At 41.6% G+C, this 19,343-nt stretch carries 17 protein-coding genes and 1 pseudogene; 13 read left to right on the top strand and 5 right to left on the bottom strand.

Annotated elements, in window-relative coordinates; all coding sequences use genetic code 11:
* Positions 1 to 88: 88 nt before the first annotated feature.
* The 7 genes from NMK36_RS14165 (at position 89) to NMK36_RS14135 (ending at position 8,257) form a co-directional block, all read left to right on the top strand.
* Complete coding sequence (locus tag NMK36_RS14165) at positions 89 to 1,492, top strand: sugar porter family MFS transporter (RefSeq protein WP_072720649.1); 1,404 nt, start codon at positions 89 to 91, stop codon at positions 1,490 to 1,492.
* Between the two features lie 205 nt (positions 1,493 to 1,697).
* The gene (psbA, locus tag NMK36_RS14160; protein WP_254174005.1) at positions 1,698 to 2,780 is read left to right on the top strand and encodes a photosystem II q(b) protein; all 1,083 of its coding nucleotides are present in this window, start codon (positions 1,698 to 1,700) and stop codon (positions 2,778 to 2,780) included.
* A gap of 336 nt (positions 2,781 to 3,116) precedes the next feature.
* Positions 3,117 to 3,863, top strand: a complete 747-nt coding sequence (locus NMK36_RS14155; protein ID WP_072720647.1) for a DUF502 domain-containing protein — start codon at positions 3,117 to 3,119, stop codon at positions 3,861 to 3,863.
* A gap of 212 nt (positions 3,864 to 4,075) precedes the next feature.
* Positions 4,076 to 4,717, top strand: a complete 642-nt coding sequence (gene nusB / locus NMK36_RS14150; RefSeq protein WP_072720646.1) for a transcription antitermination factor NusB — start codon at positions 4,076 to 4,078, stop codon at positions 4,715 to 4,717.
* 129 nt (positions 4,718 to 4,846) lie between these two features.
* Positions 4,847 to 6,424 (top strand): signal recognition particle-docking protein FtsY, encoded by a 1,578-nt coding sequence (gene ftsY / locus NMK36_RS14145; protein ID WP_072720645.1) that lies wholly within the window; start codon positions 4,847 to 4,849, stop codon positions 6,422 to 6,424.
* 173 nt (positions 6,425 to 6,597) lie between these two features.
* The gene (locus NMK36_RS14140) at positions 6,598 to 8,070 is read left to right on the top strand and encodes a GAF domain-containing SpoIIE family protein phosphatase (RefSeq protein WP_072721160.1); all 1,473 of its coding nucleotides are present in this window, start codon (positions 6,598 to 6,600) and stop codon (positions 8,068 to 8,070) included.
* Positions 8,039 to 8,257, top strand: coding sequence for a hypothetical protein (locus tag NMK36_RS14135; protein ID WP_083580112.1), 219 nt, complete (start codon positions 8,039 to 8,041; stop codon positions 8,255 to 8,257). The genes NMK36_RS14140 and NMK36_RS14135 overlap by 32 nt, the downstream gene beginning before the upstream one ends.
* 118 nt (positions 8,258 to 8,375) lie before the next feature.
* Here the strand turns inward: NMK36_RS14135 and NMK36_RS14130 are convergent, their stop codons facing one another.
* Both NMK36_RS14130 and NMK36_RS14125 read right to left on the bottom strand, forming a co-directional pair.
* Positions 8,376 to 8,885: a hypothetical protein gene (locus NMK36_RS14130; RefSeq protein ID WP_072720644.1), complete on the bottom strand. Its 510-nt coding sequence runs from the start codon at positions 8,883 to 8,885 to the stop codon at positions 8,376 to 8,378.
* Positions 8,886 to 9,178: 293 nt separating this feature from the next.
* Positions 9,179 to 10,843, bottom strand: a complete 1,665-nt coding sequence (locus tag NMK36_RS14125) for a tetratricopeptide repeat protein (RefSeq protein ID WP_254174004.1) — start codon at positions 10,841 to 10,843, stop codon at positions 9,179 to 9,181.
* A 239-nt stretch (positions 10,844 to 11,082) separates the two neighbouring features.
* Between NMK36_RS14125 and NMK36_RS14120 the strand changes: the two genes are divergently transcribed.
* Positions 11,083 to 11,442 (top strand): hypothetical protein, encoded by a 360-nt coding sequence (locus tag NMK36_RS14120; RefSeq protein ID WP_083580111.1) that lies wholly within the window; start codon positions 11,083 to 11,085, stop codon positions 11,440 to 11,442.
* Positions 11,443 to 11,508: 66 nt separating this feature from the next.
* Here NMK36_RS14120 and NMK36_RS14115 read toward each other — a convergent pair whose 3' ends face one another.
* Positions 11,509 to 11,787: a YggT family protein gene (locus tag NMK36_RS14115; protein ID WP_072720642.1), complete on the bottom strand. Its 279-nt coding sequence runs from the start codon at positions 11,785 to 11,787 to the stop codon at positions 11,509 to 11,511.
* 214 nt (positions 11,788 to 12,001) lie between these two features.
* On the opposite strand from NMK36_RS14115, the gene psbX reads away from it, so the two are divergent.
* On the top strand, positions 12,002 to 12,121 hold the full coding sequence (gene psbX, locus NMK36_RS14110; protein ID WP_072720641.1) for a photosystem II reaction center X protein: 120 nt from the start codon (positions 12,002 to 12,004) through the stop codon (positions 12,119 to 12,121).
* Positions 12,122 to 12,322: 201 nt separating this feature from the next.
* Positions 12,323 to 13,153, top strand: a complete 831-nt coding sequence (locus NMK36_RS14105; RefSeq protein WP_072720640.1) for a Ycf66 family protein — start codon at positions 12,323 to 12,325, stop codon at positions 13,151 to 13,153.
* A 129-nt stretch (positions 13,154 to 13,282) separates the two neighbouring features.
* Here the strand turns inward: NMK36_RS14105 and NMK36_RS14100 are convergent, their stop codons facing one another.
* Positions 13,283 to 13,714, bottom strand: coding sequence for a GNAT family N-acetyltransferase (locus NMK36_RS14100; RefSeq protein ID WP_072720639.1), 432 nt, complete (start codon positions 13,712 to 13,714; stop codon positions 13,283 to 13,285).
* Positions 13,715 to 13,789: 75 nt separating this feature from the next.
* Positions 13,790 to 14,983, bottom strand: a complete 1,194-nt coding sequence (gene lpxB, locus NMK36_RS14095) for a lipid-A-disaccharide synthase (protein WP_222425263.1) — start codon at positions 14,981 to 14,983, stop codon at positions 13,790 to 13,792.
* 290 nt (positions 14,984 to 15,273) lie between these two features.
* Here lpxB and NMK36_RS14090 point away from each other — a divergent pair, with 290 nt between their 5' ends.
* The 3 genes and pseudogenes from NMK36_RS14090 to NMK36_RS14080 all read left to right on the top strand — a co-directional run.
* Positions 15,274 to 17,766 carry a VIT domain-containing protein gene (locus NMK36_RS14090; protein ID WP_254174003.1) on the top strand — a complete coding sequence of 831 codons (2,493 nt, stop codon included), beginning with the start codon at positions 15,274 to 15,276 and terminating at the stop codon, positions 17,764 to 17,766.
* Between the two features lie 5 nt (positions 17,767 to 17,771).
* A complete protein-coding gene (dusA, locus tag NMK36_RS14085; RefSeq protein WP_072720637.1) occupies positions 17,772 to 18,767 on the top strand; it encodes a tRNA dihydrouridine(20/20a) synthase DusA in 996 nt (331 codons plus the stop codon).
* Positions 18,768 to 19,165: 398 nt separating this feature from the next.
* Positions 19,166 to 19,333, top strand: a pseudogene (locus NMK36_RS14080) (transposase); the annotation flags it as partial.
* Between the last annotated feature and the right edge of the window lie 10 nt (positions 19,334 to 19,343).

The raw sequence follows: 19,343 nt of genomic DNA, 5'->3' as shown, positions 1-19,343 counted from the left end.
AAGATAAGTCTAAAGATTGATGTGCGTCTACCTGTGGAACTGAAACAATATTTCTATAGCCACAAATTAATGAACCTTAACAAAAAAAATGACGGTTCACCATCCTCCTGCTTTAAATCAACCCAGTGCTTATTATGTGCTGATGCTGGCAATTGTGGCAGCCCTTGGCGGTTTCTTATTTGGTTTTGATACCGCCGTCATTAATGGTGCTGTCGGAGCATTAGGGAAAGAGTTTCAAGCCAATAGTTCACAAATCGGATTGGCAGTCTCTTCTGCTTTATTGGGGTCAGCCGTCGGAGCCTTCTTTGCGGGCCAGATCGCTGATCGCTACGGACGAATTAAAGTCATGATCTCGGCTGCTGGACTGTTCTTAATGAGTGCGGTGGGCTCTGGTATTGCATTCACCATTTGGGATTTCATGGTTTGGCGATTAGTGGGCGGGTTAGCCGTTGGGGCGGCGAGTGTAATTGCTCCAGCTTATATTGCAGAAGTCTCACCAGCCCATCTGCGGGGTCGCCTCGGTTCTCTCCAACAACTTGCGATTGTGATCGGTATTTTTGCCGCGTTACTTTGTGACTATTTTATTGCGTTAGGGGCTGGAAGTGCCGAAGCCCCGTTTTGGTTTAATATTCCGGCTTGGCGTTGGATGTTTTGGACAGAGATCCCTCCGGCTATCCTCTACGGAATTGGATCATTGAAAATTCCTGAATCTCCCCGTTATTTAGTCGCTCAAGGTCGAGAAGCAGAAGCTGAGGTGATCTTAGCGCGAGTGGTTGGGGGAGATACTCAAACTAAAGTGATGGAAATCCGGGCTTCGGTGGTGCGAGAAACCAAGCCTCGATTGTCAGATTTGCTGGGTCGTCACGGACTATTACCTGTGGTATGGATCGGAACAGGGTTATCCGTGCTGCAACAGTTAGTGGGAATTAACGTAATTTTCTATTACAGCAGTGTGTTGTGGCAAGCTGTGGGCTTTTCTGAACAGGATTCTTTGTGGATTACGGTAATTACCAGTGTGACCAATATTATTACTACCCTCGTTGCTATTTCTGTGGTGGATAAGTTTGGCCGCAAACCGTTATTGATTCTGGGTTCGATTGGCATGACCATCACGTTAGGAACTCTGGCGACTGTGTTTGGAAGTGCGCCCCTAGATGCGGCTGGAAATCCCAATTTAACCGGAAACGCTGGACTCATTGCCCTATTCGCTGCGAATATCTACGTTTTTTGTTTCGGCTTTTCTTGGGGGCCGGTGGTGTGGGTGATGTTAGGAGAAATGTTTAATAATCGGATTCGCGGTGCCGCTCTTTCCGTGGCAGCTACAGCCCAATGGATCGCTAATTTCGTGGTCTCCACAACGTTTCCGCCCCTTAAGGATGTGGGGTTAGGGTTTGCTTACGGTTTATATGCAACGGCGGCGGCGATTTCTCTATTTTTTGTTCTCCTACTCATCAAGGAAACACGAGGTAAGGAACTGGAAGAAATGGTATAGCGTGGAACAGGCATCTTGCCTGTTAAGTAGGGTGTCGGGTGTGCAATCATATTACTTTTTTTAATATAAAAAACTTCAATACAAGGAAATATTAATATAAACGGCTCGACAAATCTTTAACAGTAGGTTATTATAACTATATGGTTATAAAACCAAATAACGAGACACCGAACCTCGAAAAATACATACGCAATACATAACTCCAATGACAACAACCATTCAACAGCAGTTAAGAGGAAACCCATGGGAGCGGTTGTGCAACTGGATCACCAGCACCGAAAACCGCCTCTATGTGGGTTGGTTTGGGATTCTGATGATTCCAACTCTGCTTGCTGCTACCATCTGTTTCGTTCTGGCTTTCGTTGCTGCACCCCCCGTTGATATCGACGGCATCCGCGAACCCGTGTCCGGTTCACTGCTCTACGGAAATAACATCATCTCGGCTGCGGTGGTACCGAGTTCCAATGCAATTGGTTTGCACTTTTATCCCATCTGGGAAGCCGCTAACGTCGATGAATGGCTTTATAACGGTGGCCCTTACCAATTGATTGTCTTTCACTTCCTGATCGGCATCTTTTGTTACATGGGTCGAGAGTGGGAACTCTCCTATCGCTTAGGAATGAGACCTTGGATCGCCGTTGCCTATAGTGCTCCTGTGGCGGCTGCAACTGCGGTGTTGCTGATTTATTCCATCGGTCAAGGTTCTTTCTCCGATGGTTTACCCCTGGGAATTTCCGGCACATTCAACTTTATGCTCGTTCTGCAAGCCGAACATAACGTTTTAATGCACCCCTTACATATGTTGGGTGTAATGGGAATTTTTGGTGGTGCTTTATTCTGTGCAATGCACGGATCGTTAGTGACTTCTTCTTTAGTTCGTGAAACCACCGAAAACGAATCTTTAAACTGTGGTTACAAATTCGGTCAAGAAGGAGAAACCTACAATATTGTTGCAGCCCACGGTTACTTTGGACGTTTAATCTTCCAATATGCCAGTTTCAACAACAGCCGCAGCTTACACTTCTTATTGGGAGCTTGGCCTGTAGTGGGCATCTGGTGTGCCTCTCTGGCGGTGGCTTGCTTCGCTTTCAATCTGAATGGTTTTAACTTTAACCAGTCCTTACTGGATTCAGAAGGTCGCGTGATCAATACCTGGGCGGATGTGATCAACCGTGCCAACTTAGGGATTGAAGCCATGCACGAACGCAACGTCCATAACTTCCCCTTAGATTTAGCATCCGGTGCATTGACTCCTGTGGCTTTAGTTGCCCCTTCTATCAACGGTTAATTTTTAACCCACGCTAACAAAAGACGCTCTCCGAAAGGAGGGCGTTTTTTTGTGGTTAAATTTGGGTGTCGGTTGTCGGGAAGAACAAAAGGTGAGGAGGACTTTTGAAACCAGAAAGCCGCAGAAGTTGACGAGAAAACCGACTTTTGTTTCAGAATATACAAAAGCTGACATAATAAATAAATTATCTCTCAACCCTTTTAAATCGATTTGAACCCATTTTGTGGTACAGACCGAGTTGAGGAGCCTGGGTACAATGCTTGTACTTGCAATGATTCTTTACAATCGTTAACAATAAGTATCAGCCCCTTAGATAAACAGGAGAGTGGACGCTCTGTGTTCCAACGCTTGAAGCAGGACTTAAAAAATGACTTGATTGCAGGTCTGTTGGTCGTGATTCCTTTGGCAACCACGATTTGGTTGACCATCACCATCTCCAGTTCTGTGATTGAGTTTCTGACCCGCATTCCTAAGCAAATTAATCCCTTTGATGGTTTGCATCCGATTTTAGTCAACCTGCTTAATGTTTTGGTCGGGTTGGCAGTACCCCTGTTAGGGATATTATTTATCGGTTTAATGGCTCGCAATATTGCTGGACAGTGGCTTTTGGCTGTGAGCGAAAAAATCTTACAAGCCATTCCCTTAGCGGGTTCGGTTTACAAAACTCTCAAACAACTTTTAGAAACCCTTTTACGAGATTCTAATGATAAATTTCGTCGTGTGGTTTTAGTTGAATATCCCCGTCGAGGAGTTTGGTCACTGGCTTTTGTAACGGGTTCGGTCAACCGCGATATCCAGTCAGAATTGTCTGAGGAAATGGTGAGTGTGTTTATTCCCACTACCCCGAACCCCACCAGTGGATGGTATGCTATTGTTCCAGAACATGAGGTACTCAACCTCACTCTTTCAGTAGAAGATGCGTTTAAAATTATCGTATCTGGTGGGATTGTTAATTCAACATCCTCATCGGTAAAAGCTCTTCCTCCTAAACCCAATCCTAAATTAGAACCCCTTCTTCCCAGCGAAAATAGATTGCAATCTATTGTCCTAGAAGATGAGGGCGTTGGGATTAGTGAAAATTAACGGATTAGAGTTTAGATTCATTAAACGTTCAAGGGTTGGGGAAAATTCCCTAATAATAACCCCTTATTTTTTTGACTAGACTAAAGTGGTGATTCCAATTTCAAGTTTTTACACTCATTAAAGTGTGAAAAATTCTAAATTTTTCCTGAATTTTCAGGGATTCTTCTTTAATGTTGTGGTTCCCTATTCCTTATTCTTAAATTCTTAAACTTATGCAAGCTCGTCGTACTGCTCGTGAACTCGCTTTACTGGGAATTAGTCAACTCCCAGCAACTTCAGAGCGCCTAGAACCTCAAGAATTACATGATGTTTTAATTGCTGCTGTCAGAACCTTGACTGCTGAAGGTCAAGAATCTTTAGAAACGGCTGTTTCTGAGTTACAACGCAGTAGCGATCGCCTTTTAGGAAGCCAAATTCGGGCGAATGATTTAGACATTGCACGAGCGATGGTACATGAAGCCATTGAATTAGTTCAAGGCGCGATTAATCGCTTAAGTACCGCCCTGGAATTACCGGAATTAGTTCAACTGGCAAATCAACAAGAAGTCCGGGATTATGCCCTTGATATTTTAATTCAAGTCAATAGCCATAAAGCTGAAATTGATCAGTTGTTAACCGATGCTATGGTAGATTGGCAACTGAATCGACTCGCCCGTATTGATCGAGATATTTTACGAATTGCCGTTGCCGAATTAATGTATTTAAACTTAAAAGAACAAGTGGCAATTAATGAAGCGATTGAACTGGCAAAACGCTACAGCGATGAAGAAAGTTATCGCTTTATTAATGGTGTTCTACGTCGATTTGTCGATAAATTAAAAACGACTGTTCCAGAATTAACAGTTGAGAGTTAACCGTCAACAGCTATCATAATTTCAGGGGGATTTCTCAAAACCCAAACTGTTCCCTCTTATCCTGATAACTGATAACTGATAACTGATAACTGATAACTGATTCCAGCCAACAAATATTAAATAAATCCTATGGTATTTAATTGGTTTCGTCGTCAATTTAATGAAAAAACGGATCAAACTCAGGAGTCACAACCAGAGGTTAAATCTGAACCTGAAAAGGTAGAGAAACCGACTGAAACAGCCGTAGAGACGAGCGCGTCTCCACCCGCACCTCAAATTGCTGAAGATTATTTACAGTGGGCAAAAGCGGCTTATCAAAATATTCAAAAACAACAGGAACCCGAACCTGAACCCGAACCCGAACCTGAACCTGAACCCGAACCTGAACCTGAACCTGAACCCGAAGCTATCACAGAGCCGGAAGTTGAACCAACGGTTTTAACCCCAGAAATACCAGAGGCGGAAGCGAGTATTGAAACGGTTGTAGAAGTAGCTGAAACGGACGTAAAAGTACCCGAACCCGTTGTCACCCCTCAAACCGATACAACTCAGTCAGAAACCCTAGAAACGTCCGAACCCTTGCCATTTTGGGCAACAGCAGCTACGGAACGTCAAGCCAGGGTGGAACGGTTAAAAGAAACCGCCATTGAGGAAGAAGAACCCGAACCCAGCGAAACGGCATCCTCAAACGCAGGAATGGTGTTTGATGAGATGTTTATGTGGTCGGCCCAGGTCTTAGCGGATCAAGGTCGTCGTCCCGATGAAGTTGCTTTAGAAGAAATTACCTGGTTACAGAAACTCTGGAAAGCGTTAGGACGGACACGACGCAACTTACTCAACCAATTAAAAGCGATTGTTGGTCAAGGCCCCTTAAATCAACAAGCTGTTGATGAAATTGAATCCATGCTATTACAAGCGGATGTGGGTGTAGCCGCAACGGATCGCGTGATTGAAGCGTTACAAAGTAAACTCCGCCAAGAAGCCTTACCCCCAGAACAAGCGATCGCTTATCTCAAACAAATTTTAAGGGGAATTTTAGAAGAACCCTTTGAAAAGGGGTATCCCATTACCTTTGCACCAGAGAAAGATACCTTAAATATTTGGTTAGTCACCGGAGTCAATGGAGCCGGGAAAACCACAACGATTGGCAAAATTGCCCATTTAGCCCAAAAATCCGATTATCGGTGTTTAATTGCTGCTGGAGATACCTTTCGAGCAGCAGCCGTTGATCAGGTGAAAGTTTGGGGCGATCGCAGTGGCGTTGAAGTCGTGGCGAACCCCGGAAAAAATACCGATCCGGCGGCGGTGGTTTATGATGCCATTGAAGCAGCCAGAGCCCGAAATACAGAATTATTAATTATTGATACAGCCGGCCGCTTGCAAAATAAAAAGAATTTAATGGAGGAACTCAATAAAATCCGTCGAGTGATTGATAAACGCGCCCCAGAAGCCAAAATACAATCATTATTAGTTTTAGATTCTACCTTGGGCCAAAATGGGTTACGACAGGCGGAAGTTTTTTCTGAAGTTGCTCAACTCAGTGGGGTGGTCTTGACAAAACTTGATGGAACTGCTAAAGGTGGTGTTGCCCTAGCGATTGTCCAACAACTCGGCTTACCGATTCGATTTATCGGAGTTGGGGAAAGTATCGAAGATTTGCGCCCCTTTTCCAGCTACGAGTTCATTGAAGCCCTCTTAAGTGGGTAGAGATATGAAAGATGTAAAGTGTGAGGGAAGAATGTGCAGAGTGCAAAGAAGCAGTCAGCAGTCAGAAGTCAGAAATTAATTATTTCTCCCCTGCGGTCACTGCTCCCCCTGCTCCCCCTGCTCCCCCTGCTCCCTGCCCCCTGTTCCCTGTTCCCTGTTCCCTCAAACTGAACATGACAGCCTTGCCCCTACCCAGACGCTCCGATCAATTTGCTGACTCGATTTCGGGTTCTGCAACACCAGAGACCACACCAGTTTTCACCCTGAAAGAACTGGTGGCGCGTTTGCATCGAGAACAGCAAAACGTGAACGAGTTGTTAAGTTCCTTGGGGTATGCCCTGCGTAGCTTCAACAACCTGAATCAATTTTTAGAGTTAACTCCCTTAGTAGCCAGTCGGGTAACAGATGCCGATGGGGGAGCATTAGTCCTATTTAAACCCAACGGACAAGTCCGATTTCAACGGCTCCATTGTCAGGAAGGACGCCAGTGTCAAGATATTCGACAAGCAATTGAAACTGTGACCCGACAAATCTCGTTGATGCCAAAAACCAGCCTGGGAGACTTGTCTGAATCGGCTTTACAAACCTATACAGCGAATTTAGATTATCAGGTGAGTCGCTACCTGGGTTCTGATGTGCAGCTATTTGGCACACCAATTTTGGTCAATAATACGGAACGGGGACGGCTATATGTTTTTAGTCATGATGCCAATTACGTTTGGACACCGACCCGTCAAAAATTAATTCGATTAGTCGCGGATCAAACCGCCGTTGCGATCGCTAATGATGAGTTAGCAACATCCCTGCGGGAAAAAGAACGCTTAGATCGAGAGTTAGAAATTGGGGCAGAAATTCAGTTACAATTACTACCTCGAAAATGCCCGACTATCCCCGGTTTAGATATTGCTGCCCAATGTCAAACGGCTAACCGAGTGGGTGGGGATTATTATGATTTTATTCCCTCTAATTTTGACAAACGGGGTGATCATCCCTCTATTCATCAGGATGAACGCTGGAGTATTGTGATTGGGGATGTCATGGGTAAAGGAGTTCCGGCGGGTTTAATTATGACCATGACACGGGGAATGCTGCGGGCTGAAGTTCTAAACCGCCATTCTCCGGCTCAAATTTTGGGGCATTTGAATCAAGTCATGTATGCGGATTTAGAAAACTCTAACCGCTTTGTGACGTTATTCTATTCAGAATATGATCCGGCAACTCGAATGTTGTCCTATAGCAATGCCGCTCACCATCCCCCGTTATTATGGCAAGTAGCAACGAATACTATTCGACGGTTAGATACTCTGGGAATGTTGATTGGTTTAGATGCGGATAGTTGCTATTATGAAGCTCAAATCCAACTTTCTCCTGGGGATACCCTAATTTATTATACGGATGGATTTACCGATGCTATGAATCAACGGGGCGATCGCTTTGATGAGGAAAATCTTAGTAAAGCTTTTCATTGGGCGTGTCAAAATTGTAGAAATCCCCAATTGATTCTGGAATATTTGTTTGAACAAGTTCAACAATTTATTGGTTCAGGAAATCGAAATGGAGATGATATGACCCTTGTGGTGTTGCAAGTTCAACCCAACAACGGAGGTAATCTTGATGATCACGGTTCTGATACTGAATCCTATTGATGGAGTTAATAGTTTTTATCACAGTTTAGACTTGATAACCCAAGCCCCGATTTTAGCTCAACAAGTGGATGTGGATATTGTTGCTGATTTTGTCAGAACTTGGAACCATATCTTGAAAACAGGTCAACTCTGGGCATTTTTTATTGGGGTAGTTGCCGGATGGAGCCTTAAGAGTTTATTACCTTGAATATTAGGGACAAGGAGAAGGAAAGGGGAGCAAGGGGAGAAGAGGAGGGGGAGGGGAAATCATTAGCTTCTGGCTCTGCACTTGGTACTCAATAAAAGGCAATAGTCAATACCCCTGTTCAGGTTTCTTTCTTCGGGCAATAATTCACTAATTCTTTAAATAAAGCTTCATTTTGAGAAGCAGTTTGTTTGGCTTTTTCTCCGACTTCTTGGACGGTTTGTTGCGCTTGTAAGAGTTGTTGTTTTCCCTCTGGGGTAATAGAGGCTTTCTCCGCAGTCGTTAAGGTTTCACCGAGTTGTTTGAGGCTGTTGGATAGGTCTCTAAATTGTTGGGTAGCGTTTTTTTGAATGGTTTGTAAAGGTTTATCTTGAATTTTTAAGGTTTCAATGTCCTGAGAAATTTGATTTAATTGTTGTGAGAGTTTTAGGGTTGTTATTGCATCCCCTTGAGGACTGAGATTAACCACTAAGGTTTGACCTTCACCAATAGCACTAATCAGTTTTGTACATTCGGCAGATTTACTGCTACAACTAATGAGGGAAAAGGCGATCGCAACAACAGCCACGATCCTTATAGGAATGGAAAAAGATAAAGAAGATTGAAAATGCAAGTCCTCAGAAGGTTTCACAAGATTTTAGGATATTCAACCTCAACTATTGTGCAGTGTTCTGGGTAGAAAATCAAGGGTTATTTTTAAGATCTAGTAGGGAACAGGGAATAGGGAATAGGGAATAGGGAATAGGGAATTACGAATTACGAACCGGGAACAGAAGGGAAAAGAAAATAGGGAATAGGGGGTGAGAAAAAGTGATTAGCCATCTGACAATTATTTGTAGCCAATATTTAAGGACTTCATATTACGAATAGAGTGCGTGCGCTGTGGGGAGCGAAGCGAAGGATCACGCACCCTATTGTATTGGGTTAACTTTCATCTTCATCGGGTTGCAGTTCTTTTGCTTTTTCAAAGGCTGCAACGGCTTCTTCAGTTTGCCCTAACTCTTGCAAAGTTAGACCCAGATTATACCAGACATCTGCATCATTAGGTTGCAATTCCAGAGCTTGATTAAAAGAAATTAAGCCTTCTTCTAATCTCCCTAAATTGAGCATAGAAAATCCTCGATTATACAAGGCATTAAAATAGTTGGGTTCTAATTCAATGGCTTGTTGATAACAGTCTAATGCTTCTTCTAATCTCCCTAAATCGGACAACACATTTCCGCGATTATTCCAAACATAGGCATCATTCGGTTCTAACTCCAGAGCCAGTTCATAGGATTGTAAGGCTTCTTCAATTCGGCTTAAAATCTCTAAGATACTTCCGCGATTATTCCAAGCATCAGCATATTCTGGATGCAGTCTAATCGCTTGTTCAAAGGAGTCTAACGCTTCTTCAAGTCGGCCTAAACTTTTGAGAGTATTACCCCGATAAAACCAAACACAAATATGATCGGGTTGGAGTTGAATTGCTGTATTAAAGGATAGTAAAGCAGCTTCAAAATCCCCGGCTGCATCTTGTTTAATGCCTTGTTCAAACCATTCCTCTACCTCAGAGGAAGTTCTCTCAATAATTGGGGTTTCTTCTGGCAGAATTTCCGGTTGATAATTAACAAGATGTTCCTCAATAATTGGGGTTTCTTCTGGCAGAATTTCCGGTTGATAATTAACAAGATGTTCCTCAATAATTGGGGTTTCTTCTGGCAGAATTTCCGGTTGATAATTAACAGGATGTTCCTCAATAATTGGGGTTTCTTCTGGCAGAATTTCCGGTTGATAATTAACAGGATGTTCCTCAATAATTGGGATTTCTTCTGGCAGAATTTCCGGTTGATAATTAACAGGATGTTCCTCAATAATTGGGGTTTCTTCTGGCAGAATTTCCGGTTGATAATTAACAGGATGTTCCTCAATAATTGGGATTTCTTCTGGCAGAATTTCCGGTTGATAATCAACAAGAGGTTCCTCAATAATTGGGGTTTCTTCTGGCAGAATTTCCGGTTGATAATCAACAAGAGGTTCCTCAATAATTGGGGTTTCTTCCTCCGTTGAGACCGTTACTCCATCTTCCAGAAATTCCGCTTCAATAATTGGATACACCCCAACATTCTCTGAAGGTTGTGCAGGAGAGGGAACCGTTACCCCATCACCCGCAAATTCCGCATCAATAATTGGATAAGCTTCTCTGTTATCTAAGATTTTTGACTCTGTTGGTGGAGCTATCTGTTCCAAGATACTTCTCCCAATGCGTGCTGAAATATCTCCTATTTCTCCAATTTCCAAACTCGCTAACAGTAACATTCGTCGTGCGAGTTCTTCATGTTGGCTAGGTGTTTGTAGGAGTCGGTTTCCAAAGCGTTGTAACCAAGCCACTAACTCCCCTTCTTGAACTTTATTCCCAATCAACCAGCCTTTAACTTGTCCCCGACTAGCACCTTGTTGCACTGTGTCCAAGAGTTGCAGAAACAGTGCTTCATATTCCGTATCTGTCCGAGTAGGAATGGCTTCGGAAGTTGGGGATGGAGGAGAGGGCTGTTTCCCAAACAGGCGTTGAATCAGTCGTTTGAAAAATTGAATAATTCGGCGTAACATAAATAGGCTTAGACAATAGAGTTGTTATGAAGATTCAAGGCAAAACCGCCAAGATATCGGACATAATACACCTTTTTGATTCAGCCGTTTAATTCAATCCTTCTATAATAATATTAAAAGCTTACAATCTCACCCTCTGGGGTGAATAGGCCACAATCTCAAAGTTAAGTAAATTCTCGGATGTTCAGGGTCGTTGTGTTGTTATAAACTCAACTATAATTTCTACCGGATTATCACCCATGTTGAAATTTAGAGTATTAATTGGACTAACCTTGCTCCTGAGTTTATTTGCAACTGAAGCGAAAGCCCAGACTCAAAGTGTAAAATTCACTCTCGTTAACGGTACCAGTCGAACTTTAGAATCATTCTATGCTTCGCCTCCAAGTACCAGTGATTGGGAAGAAGATATTTTGGGAGTTGATGTTCTTCCCCCAGGAGAGTCAACGGAAATCACGATTGATGATGGCCGTGAAGATTGCCACTATGATTTCAAAGGGGTATTAGGCCCTAGTGATGATGGCAGTGTCGGACGGGGTGAATTAATTCAATCAGGAGTTAATGTCTGCGACGGTGGGAGTTACACCTATTACGAAAATTAGGACGTTTGCAAAAGGCAAAAGCTAGAAAACAATATGGGTTGAGTTCCCAGCCTTTTACAGGGGTTGTTACAGCATTCGTAATAGTCCCTGTTGACCAAGGAGCATTTCCCGCAGCAGACTGAAAATCCCCACCCAGATAATCGGGGTGATATCTACACCTCCCAAAGGAGGAACGATTTTACGGGTGACGACTAAAAAGGGTTCTGTCGGCCAAACAATCAAGTTGAAAGGAAAACGCTGTTGATTGACTTGGGGATACCACGTTAGGACGATTCTGAAAATAAACAAAAACGTCATTAAACCTAGAATTAAGCCTAAACCCCACATTAAAATGGTTGTATTCATAAGATGAGACAAAATATTTTAAGTTTTGTTACTGCTTCTGAGATTAATTTTAACGGTTTTGGGGTATTTTCTCAGAAACCGGGGAATGGCTGCCCCAGATTTTAACCGAAAACGGGATTAACTCAGAATTATCGCCTTTCTAGGACGATGGAGTGTCAAGTATTGTTAAAATAGTAGACCAAGAAATTATTCTAAGACAAGGATCGCATTTGTTATGACACCTTCATTGATGAACTTTTTCTATAGTTTGCTGGCTGGAATTCTGATTGTGGTGATTCCCGCCACCGTCGGTCTGATTTTTATCAGCCAGAAGGATAAAATCATTCGTTCCTAGACCGACTCTCTGGAGACAAGTCTTGGTACACTTGCCAAAATCCTTGTTAAACCGATAAACTTAGGGGCTAAGAAGTCAGAACTTAATCTGAATCCCTAGCCCCTCCTGTTTATTTTGCCAACAATACCCATCCAGAAGTGCCGATCAGTAGAGATTCTCAAGAGAACTCGCTAAGATAGGACTGGCATAGGAGAACGAATAATGGTTAATTTAGGTTTAAATTTCAGCAGCTTAGTCGGGATTATCCTCGCGGTTGCTGGTGCTGGATTATATTTCCTGCGTTCCTGGCGTCCAAAACTGGCACGGGATCATGATATTTTCTTTGCGGCCATCGGGTTACTTTGTGGCGGGATTCTGCTCTTTCAGGGATGGCGACTTGATCCCATTCTAGCGTTTGGTCAATTTTTATTAACGGGAAGTGCGATTTTCTTTGCGGTGGAAAGTATTCGCCTCAGAGGAATTGCCGTTGTCCAAGCTAAAGAACGAGCCCCCATTGTGGATGATGAACGCTATGTCAGTAACGTTTATCGGGTCGATGCAGAATTAGACGAACTCGAACCCACCGACGAATATATGCCCATGGCTCGTCAAATTCGCGGGAGTCGGGATACTCGTTTAAGTAGAGCCGATAGCTATGACGATGATGCTGTCCGTCGGCGTCCCTCTAGCCGCAAAAATAGCAGTGTTGACTATCCTCCGGTAGAAGATCGTCCTCGCAAGCGTCGTCCCCGTCCTGAATCTCGTCCTGACACTGCATCTGACTGGGGAGAACCCCCCAGAGAACGGGAAGAAAGATCGGCTAGAAAGCGTCCTAACCGTCCTCCCGCATCACCTTCAGTAGAGAAAGAGGATTGGGCCGTTTCTGAAACACCCCGTTCTCGTCGTCGTCCCTCCTCTTCTTCTTCTTCTTCTTCAGAATATCGTTATTCTGAAGATCGCAATCGCAACACGAATTCAACTGATTATGTTGAATATCGACCCGTAGACTATTCTGATGATGAGGTTGATAGTCCTTCCAATTTTGAAAAATAAATTCCATCTTGTAGGGAACACCGAACAGGGAACACCGAACAAGGAATAGGTTTCAATATCAGTTTATTTATGCTTGAGGAATGAGACTTCTGTCTGATTCCTATTTTTTTATCTATTCCCTAGTTTTTCTTAAAATTCCCCATAATGAGTTGTATTTTCGAGACTCATTAATTTGACACTATCGGATAAATGAAACCCTAGTTTTTCATAAAAAGGAACCATTTCAGGTAAACACATTAATAGAAAAGCTTCCACATCTTTTAAAGCGGGATGAGTCAGAATTTCATCGATTAATTTTTTCCCTAATCCTTGATTTTGATAGGAACTCTCCACTAAAACATCCCAAATTAAGGCTCGATAGGTATAATCTGTTAAAACTCTTGTAAATCCGATTAATTTTTGGGTATCAGAGTCTACTAGACCGATTATAATATCGGAGTGATTTAGCATTTTTTGGATGTCTTTTGAGGTGCGTTGATGACTCCACCATCCTTGTTTATAAAGTTGCTCTAAATCTTGTACTTGGCTTGGGGTTAACTCTTGAATTACGATAATAGGCAAGGGAATTATCCTTCTAAATCGTTTATTGATCACTATTTTACAGCAATTCGGTAAAAAACAAAAATTAAGAGTTGCTTACAGGGAGAGACTCTTAAGAATTTCTAAAGCTGCGCGATCGCACACTCCCTCCTCTCCTAACGCTTGCTTCATCTGTTGATACTGATTTAACATTTCTTGTCGTTTTTGTGGATTTGTTAATAATTCTATCGCCTCTTGAACGATATTTTCGGGAGTGGCTTTTTCTTGTAATAATTCAGGAACAATGGCTTGCATTTGCACTAAATTAGTCGGGGACATAAACGGAATCGAAAATTTCAGGAGATGACGAGCGACCCAAGCCGTTAAAGCACTGACTCGATAAACGACAACTTGGGGAACCTTTAATAAGGCAATTTCTAAGTTAACTGTTCCTGATTTTGCGATCGCTAAATCGGCGGCAGATAAGACTTCTAAGGTTTGATAGTAACTCGTTGTTGAAACTAAAACGGCATTCAATTGATAGGTTTTTATAGCTGTTTCAATCGCTATTTTATACTCAGGTAAAGATAAGGGAATCCAAAATTTTACCTGGGGTATTTTAGCTTGAATTTGTTGAGCCGCTTCAAATAATATGGGCATTAAATATTTAATTTCTTGCCATCGAGAAGCCGGAAGTAAAGCGATCGCAATTTCATCCGGTTGAATGCCTAATTTTCGGCGAGATTCTTCTCGACTTGGTGCTGTTTTCATCCGGTCTAATAGGGGATGACCAACCCATGTCACCTTCGCACCTTTTGATTGAAAATAACGTGCTTCTTCAGGAAAAATGGCAAGAATACGATTCGTTAGTTTAACAATTTGTGCTGTACTTTTTGAACCCAACGACCATACCCATTCTTGCGGCGCAATATAATAAAAAATAGGAATTGTTGGCAAGTTATGTTTAATAAAATTTCCCATCCCAATATTTGGCCCCATATAATCAATTAAAATAACTAAATCAGGAGGATGCTCTTTTAAATAGTGTTTGACTTGTTTTTGCATTAAATAGGTCGGGATAATATAGGGGATAGATTCTAAAATTCCAACGGAACCAATTCCTGTGGTATTCCCTAATAATTTGGCTCCTGCTGATGCCATTTTTTCTCCCCCTAATGCGATAATTTGTATTAATATTCCTGCCTTTTTAGCTTGTCTGAATAAAGCTTCAATTAACAGTGATCCTTGTAAATCACCGGAAACTTCTCCGGTACTTATAAAAATACGAATAGGGGGAGTCTTGTGAACCATTGGAAATCAATAATTAATTTTGAGAGAACGTACTATAGCAATTCTATTCCTAACCTAATTTTTAATTATAGGGGTTTACTGACCTGATCCAGAGTTTAATTCAAAATTTGAGGAAGGATATCGGACAAAACACGATAGAATCATGAATTGTAGGTGCAAGCTGTAGCTGTCCCTACAGAAGTCTTCTGAATGCTAAAAAGTAATGTAGCTCAGGAACGTTTATGATCCTTATTAGGTCTTAGTTCATAGACCTGATTCATATTGTAACTTAAATAATGGCAGTCTTATTCATGAACTCTTTATTGACTTTAGCAAGACTTTCCTGGGGAATTCTGATTTTTAGCGGTTTCAATTTTATCGGGAATACTTCTCCCACATTGGCGAGTCCTGTTCAACAGTTGGAACAGCAATCCTCAACGTTAAAATTAGCACAATTTCCTCAACAATTATCTGAGAAACCTGTAGGAGGATTATATGTTCAATCTCCTACTCAAACTCAAGTTTTTCCCCTCAAAAAAACCCAGGTTAAAGCTAAAATTTCAGGAAATCTTTCTGAAGTAGAAGTTTCTCAAACCTTTGAAAATCCGTTTAAAGAACCTTTAGAAGCGATTTATGTGTTTCCCCTTCCTGATCAAGCCGCCATTGATCAAATGGTAATCAAAATTGGCGATCGCACGATTAAATCGAGAATTGAAACCAAAGAAGGTGCGAGAGAAATCTATCAACGTGCTAAAGATCAAGGTCGCACCGCAGCTTTATTAGAACAGGAACGAGATAATATTTTTACTCAGTCTGTAGCCAATATTCAACCGGGTGAGCAAATATCCGTAACGATTCGCTATATTGATCAATTAAAATTTGAAGGGGGAGATTATGAATTTGTTTTTCCGATGGTGGTTGGCCCCCGTTATATTCCGGGTCAATTAATTGATAAAAATCAACCCAATACGAATCAAGTCCCCGATGCAGATCGGATTACACCGCCTATTATTGATCCTAATACAAAATCAGACCATAAAATTCAAGTTAATCTTGAAATAGATGCAGGTATTCCTATTGAAAATATTCGTTCAACTTCCCATAAAATTATTACCCAACAACAAGGAAATCGAGTTTTTGTTCGTTTAGATGAATCGGATAAAATTCCGAATAAGGATCTAATTCTAAGATATCAAATTTCAGGAGAAAATACAAGAGCAACGGTCTTAACAGAAGCGGATCAACAAGGGGGACATTTTGCCACTTATCTGTTACCTGCAATTCGTTATAATCCTAATCAAATTATTCCCAAAGACGTTATTTTTTTAATGGATACTTCCGGTTCTCAAGAAGGTGAACCCTTAACAAAATCCAAAGAATTAATGAAACGGTTTATTCAAGGATTAAATACTGAAGATACCTTTACCATTATTGATTTTGCAAATACGACTAATACGTTATCCGAAACTCCCCTAGAAAATACCCCGGCTAACCGAGAAAAAGCACTCAATTATATTAATCAATTAGAAGCTAATGGCGGTACAGAATTATTAAATGGTATTCAAGCGGTGATGCGTTTCCCTTCACCTCCAACGGGTCGGTTACGCAGTATTGTTTTACTCACCGATGGTTATATTGGAAATGATTCCGAAGTCATTGCAGAAGTGCAAAATAAACTTAAACCTGGAAATCGATTTTATTGTTTTGGGGTGGGAAGTTCAGTCAATCGATTTTTATTAAATCGTTTAGGAGAAATGGGACGAGGAACAGTACAAATTGTTCGTCAAGATGAACCTACTCAAACCGTTGTGGAAACCTTTTTTAAACAGATTAATAATCCCATTTTAACCGATATTGAAATTAGTTGGCAAGGGGAAGGATTAAAACCGGAAATTTACCCCATCACCTTATCAGATTTATTTGATAATCAACCTTTAGTTTTATTTGGACGTAAATTAGATCGACGCAATGGCTTATTAAAAATTACAGGAACCACAGCAAACGGCGATCGCTATGAACAAACCTTACCTGTTAATTTTCCAGTCGTTAATACGAAGGAATCTGGTAATATTGCCATTGCTAAATTGTGGGGACGGTCTAAAATCAAAGAACTGATGAATCAAATGTTTTCCGGTGAAACAAAATCTGGAGTTGACGCAGTAACACGCACCGCTTTATCGTATCAATTATTATCAAATTATACGGCATTTGTTGCTGTGAGCGAAGAAGTTCGAGTTAATCCAAATGGAACCCGTCATACCGTAGAAGTTCCTGTAGAATTACCCGAAGGTGTCAGTTATGAGGGAATTTTTGGCACACCTGCAACCCTTCAACTTCAATCTACAAATTCAATGCCTATAGGACGAGTTCGTTCAGCATCGGGTTACAATAATTATAGTAGTCAACGAAGCCCAGAACTTGCGCCTGCACCCTCTCCATTTCAAGGTGCAGATAGACTCGATACAAGGCTTCAGGCAGCTAGAAATACGGGTTCTACTATTGCAGTGGTTCAACTAACCGGAATTAGCGATCGCGCCCTTTTAGATGACTTAAATCGTTATTTACAGGGGTTAAATTTATCGATTCCAATTAATGGAAAAGTCAGTTTTGAAATGATTGTTGATCAAGGCAATGTCCAACGAGCAATTTTTGATGACCTTGACTCTAATTTAGATTTAGATGATAATCAAAAACAAGCGATAATCATTGATCAAATTCGACGATCGCTGTTAACTTGGCAACCTCCAACTTCAATCAGTGGAAAGATCAGAATAACCTTAGAATTAAAAGCAACAAAATCCTAAATTTCATGAACAATCTGAGATCAATTTCAACCTTAAATCAAAGCTATCCCCTCAGTATTGCTCCCATGATGGATCGCACTGATCGCCATTATCGTTATTTTATGCGACAAATCACCCGGCGAACGTTACTTTATACGGAAATGGTGACAACCGCAGCGATTTTGCATGGAGATCATGAAAAATTATTGAGCTTTTCTCCTGAAGAAAAACCCTTAGTTTTACAGTTAGGAGGAGATCATCCTCATCATCTTGCGACCTGCGCTAAAATAGCAGAAGATTGGGGATATGATCAGGTTAATTTAAACGTAGGCTGTCCCAGTGATCGCGTTCAAAATGGCAATTTTGGGGCTTGTTTAATGGCGCAACCAGAATTAGTTGCACAAGCCATAAAAGCGATGCAAAAAGTTGTTCAAATTCCTGTCACCGTTAAGCATCGAATTGGCATTGATGATCGGGATCGTTATGAAGATATGGCGGATTTTGTTAGAATTGTTTCTGAAGCCGGATGTCAACATTTTACCGTTCATGCTCGCAAAGCTTGGTTACAGGGTTTAAGTCCGAAAGAAAACCGCACCATTCCCCCATTACGCTATCAAGAAGTACATCAATTAAAACAAGAATTTCCCCATTTATTGATTGAAATTAATGGGGGGTTTAAAACCTTAACAGAAGTCAAAGAACAATTGCAATTTGTGGATGCAGTTATGATAGGACGTGCTGCTTATGATCACCCCTATTTATTTGCAATAGCTGATCAAGAAATCTATGGAGAAAAAACACCCCCCCTCACTCGCCGAGAAGTCATAGAAGCGATGTATCCTTATCTTGAATATTGGTTACAAAAAGGGGTAAAATTGAATAGTATTACTCGCCATTTATTAGAACTTTTTGCTGGACAACCGGGAACAAAAGCTTGGAAACGATATATTAGTGAAAATGCCCATCTTCCGGGTGCTGGGGTAGAGGTTCTTCAGCAAGCTTTAGAAAAAGTTTTAGGTTGATATAGTCAGTCTAAATCAATTGTGACAATAATTACCGTGCATCGTAGGGGCGACGCTTAACCCGTCTGGTTTTATTGATAGCGATGCGCCAGCAGGCGCGGCTAGCGCCATCGCTTATACCATAAAAGCCTTACAAGGATTAAAAATCAAACAACTTGGGCAACAAAAATATATCAACCGCCTTCAAGAATTAGGGCGGAGTGTTCAACGGCACAGCAACTTTTGGTCTTGTCAATATGGGCTTTTATGGATAGCTGGAATGGAAATTTGGGCAGACTTGGCTCAACAATTAATGAGAACTAAATGCAATAAGATCCCTTTTTTTCAAAGAGGTCAGAGAGCTATGATGTTGATTCAGTCTACCTTCTAGCTTCTTTGTCACCCCGTCAGCCGCCCAAACTCTTAAACACCATCTTCCCGATATTTGCCATTATTTTATTAATCGAACAACCAGTGGAGTCATGGAGGGATTAAACAACCGGATCAAATTAATTCTTCGTCAAAGCTATGGCTTCAAAAATTTTGAGATGATGCGTGAAAAGCTACTAGCTTGTCTTTCTTTATAAGATTTACTTA

The sequence above is a fragment of the Planktothrix pseudagardhii genome (genome assembly GCF_904830925.1).
GTDB lineage: Bacteria > Cyanobacteriota > Cyanobacteriia > Cyanobacteriales > Microcoleaceae > Planktothrix > Planktothrix tepida.
Note: the sequence above shows the minus strand (reverse complement) of the source record. Positions and strands in the feature narration are given on the sequence as shown.

Bases quoted from the DNA above. Each gene is read 5' to 3' on its own strand.
- psbX (WP_072720641.1), top strand. From the start codon at position 12,002: ATGACACCTTCATTGATGAACTTTTTCTATAGTTTGCTGGCTGGAATT.
- NMK36_RS14140 (WP_072721160.1), top strand. From the start codon at position 6,598: ATGACAGCCTTGCCCCTACCCAGACGCTCCGATCAATTTGCTGACTCG.
- lpxB (WP_222425263.1), bottom strand. From the start codon at position 14,983: ATGGTTCACAAGACTCCCCCTATTCGTATTTTTATAAGTACCGGAGAA.
- NMK36_RS14115 (WP_072720642.1), bottom strand. From the start codon at position 11,787: ATGAATACAACCATTTTAATGTGGGGTTTAGGCTTAATTCTAGGTTTA.
- NMK36_RS14165 (WP_072720649.1), top strand. From the start codon at position 89: ATGACGGTTCACCATCCTCCTGCTTTAAATCAACCCAGTGCTTATTAT.
- psbA (WP_254174005.1), top strand. From the start codon at position 1,698: ATGACAACAACCATTCAACAGCAGTTAAGAGGAAACCCATGGGAGCGG.
- ftsY (WP_072720645.1), top strand. From the start codon at position 4,847: ATGGTATTTAATTGGTTTCGTCGTCAATTTAATGAAAAAACGGATCAA.
- NMK36_RS14090 (WP_254174003.1), top strand. From the start codon at position 15,274: ATGAACTCTTTATTGACTTTAGCAAGACTTTCCTGGGGAATTCTGATT.
- NMK36_RS14125 (WP_254174004.1), bottom strand. From the start codon at position 10,843: ATGTTACGCCGAATTATTCAATTTTTCAAACGACTGATTCAACGCCTG.
- NMK36_RS14135 (WP_083580112.1), top strand. From the start codon at position 8,039: ATGATCACGGTTCTGATACTGAATCCTATTGATGGAGTTAATAGTTTT.
- NMK36_RS14120 (WP_083580111.1), top strand. From the start codon at position 11,083: ATGTTGAAATTTAGAGTATTAATTGGACTAACCTTGCTCCTGAGTTTA.
- dusA (WP_072720637.1), top strand. From the start codon at position 17,772: ATGAACAATCTGAGATCAATTTCAACCTTAAATCAAAGCTATCCCCTC.
- NMK36_RS14105 (WP_072720640.1), top strand. From the start codon at position 12,323: ATGGTTAATTTAGGTTTAAATTTCAGCAGCTTAGTCGGGATTATCCTC.
- nusB (WP_072720646.1), top strand. From the start codon at position 4,076: ATGCAAGCTCGTCGTACTGCTCGTGAACTCGCTTTACTGGGAATTAGT.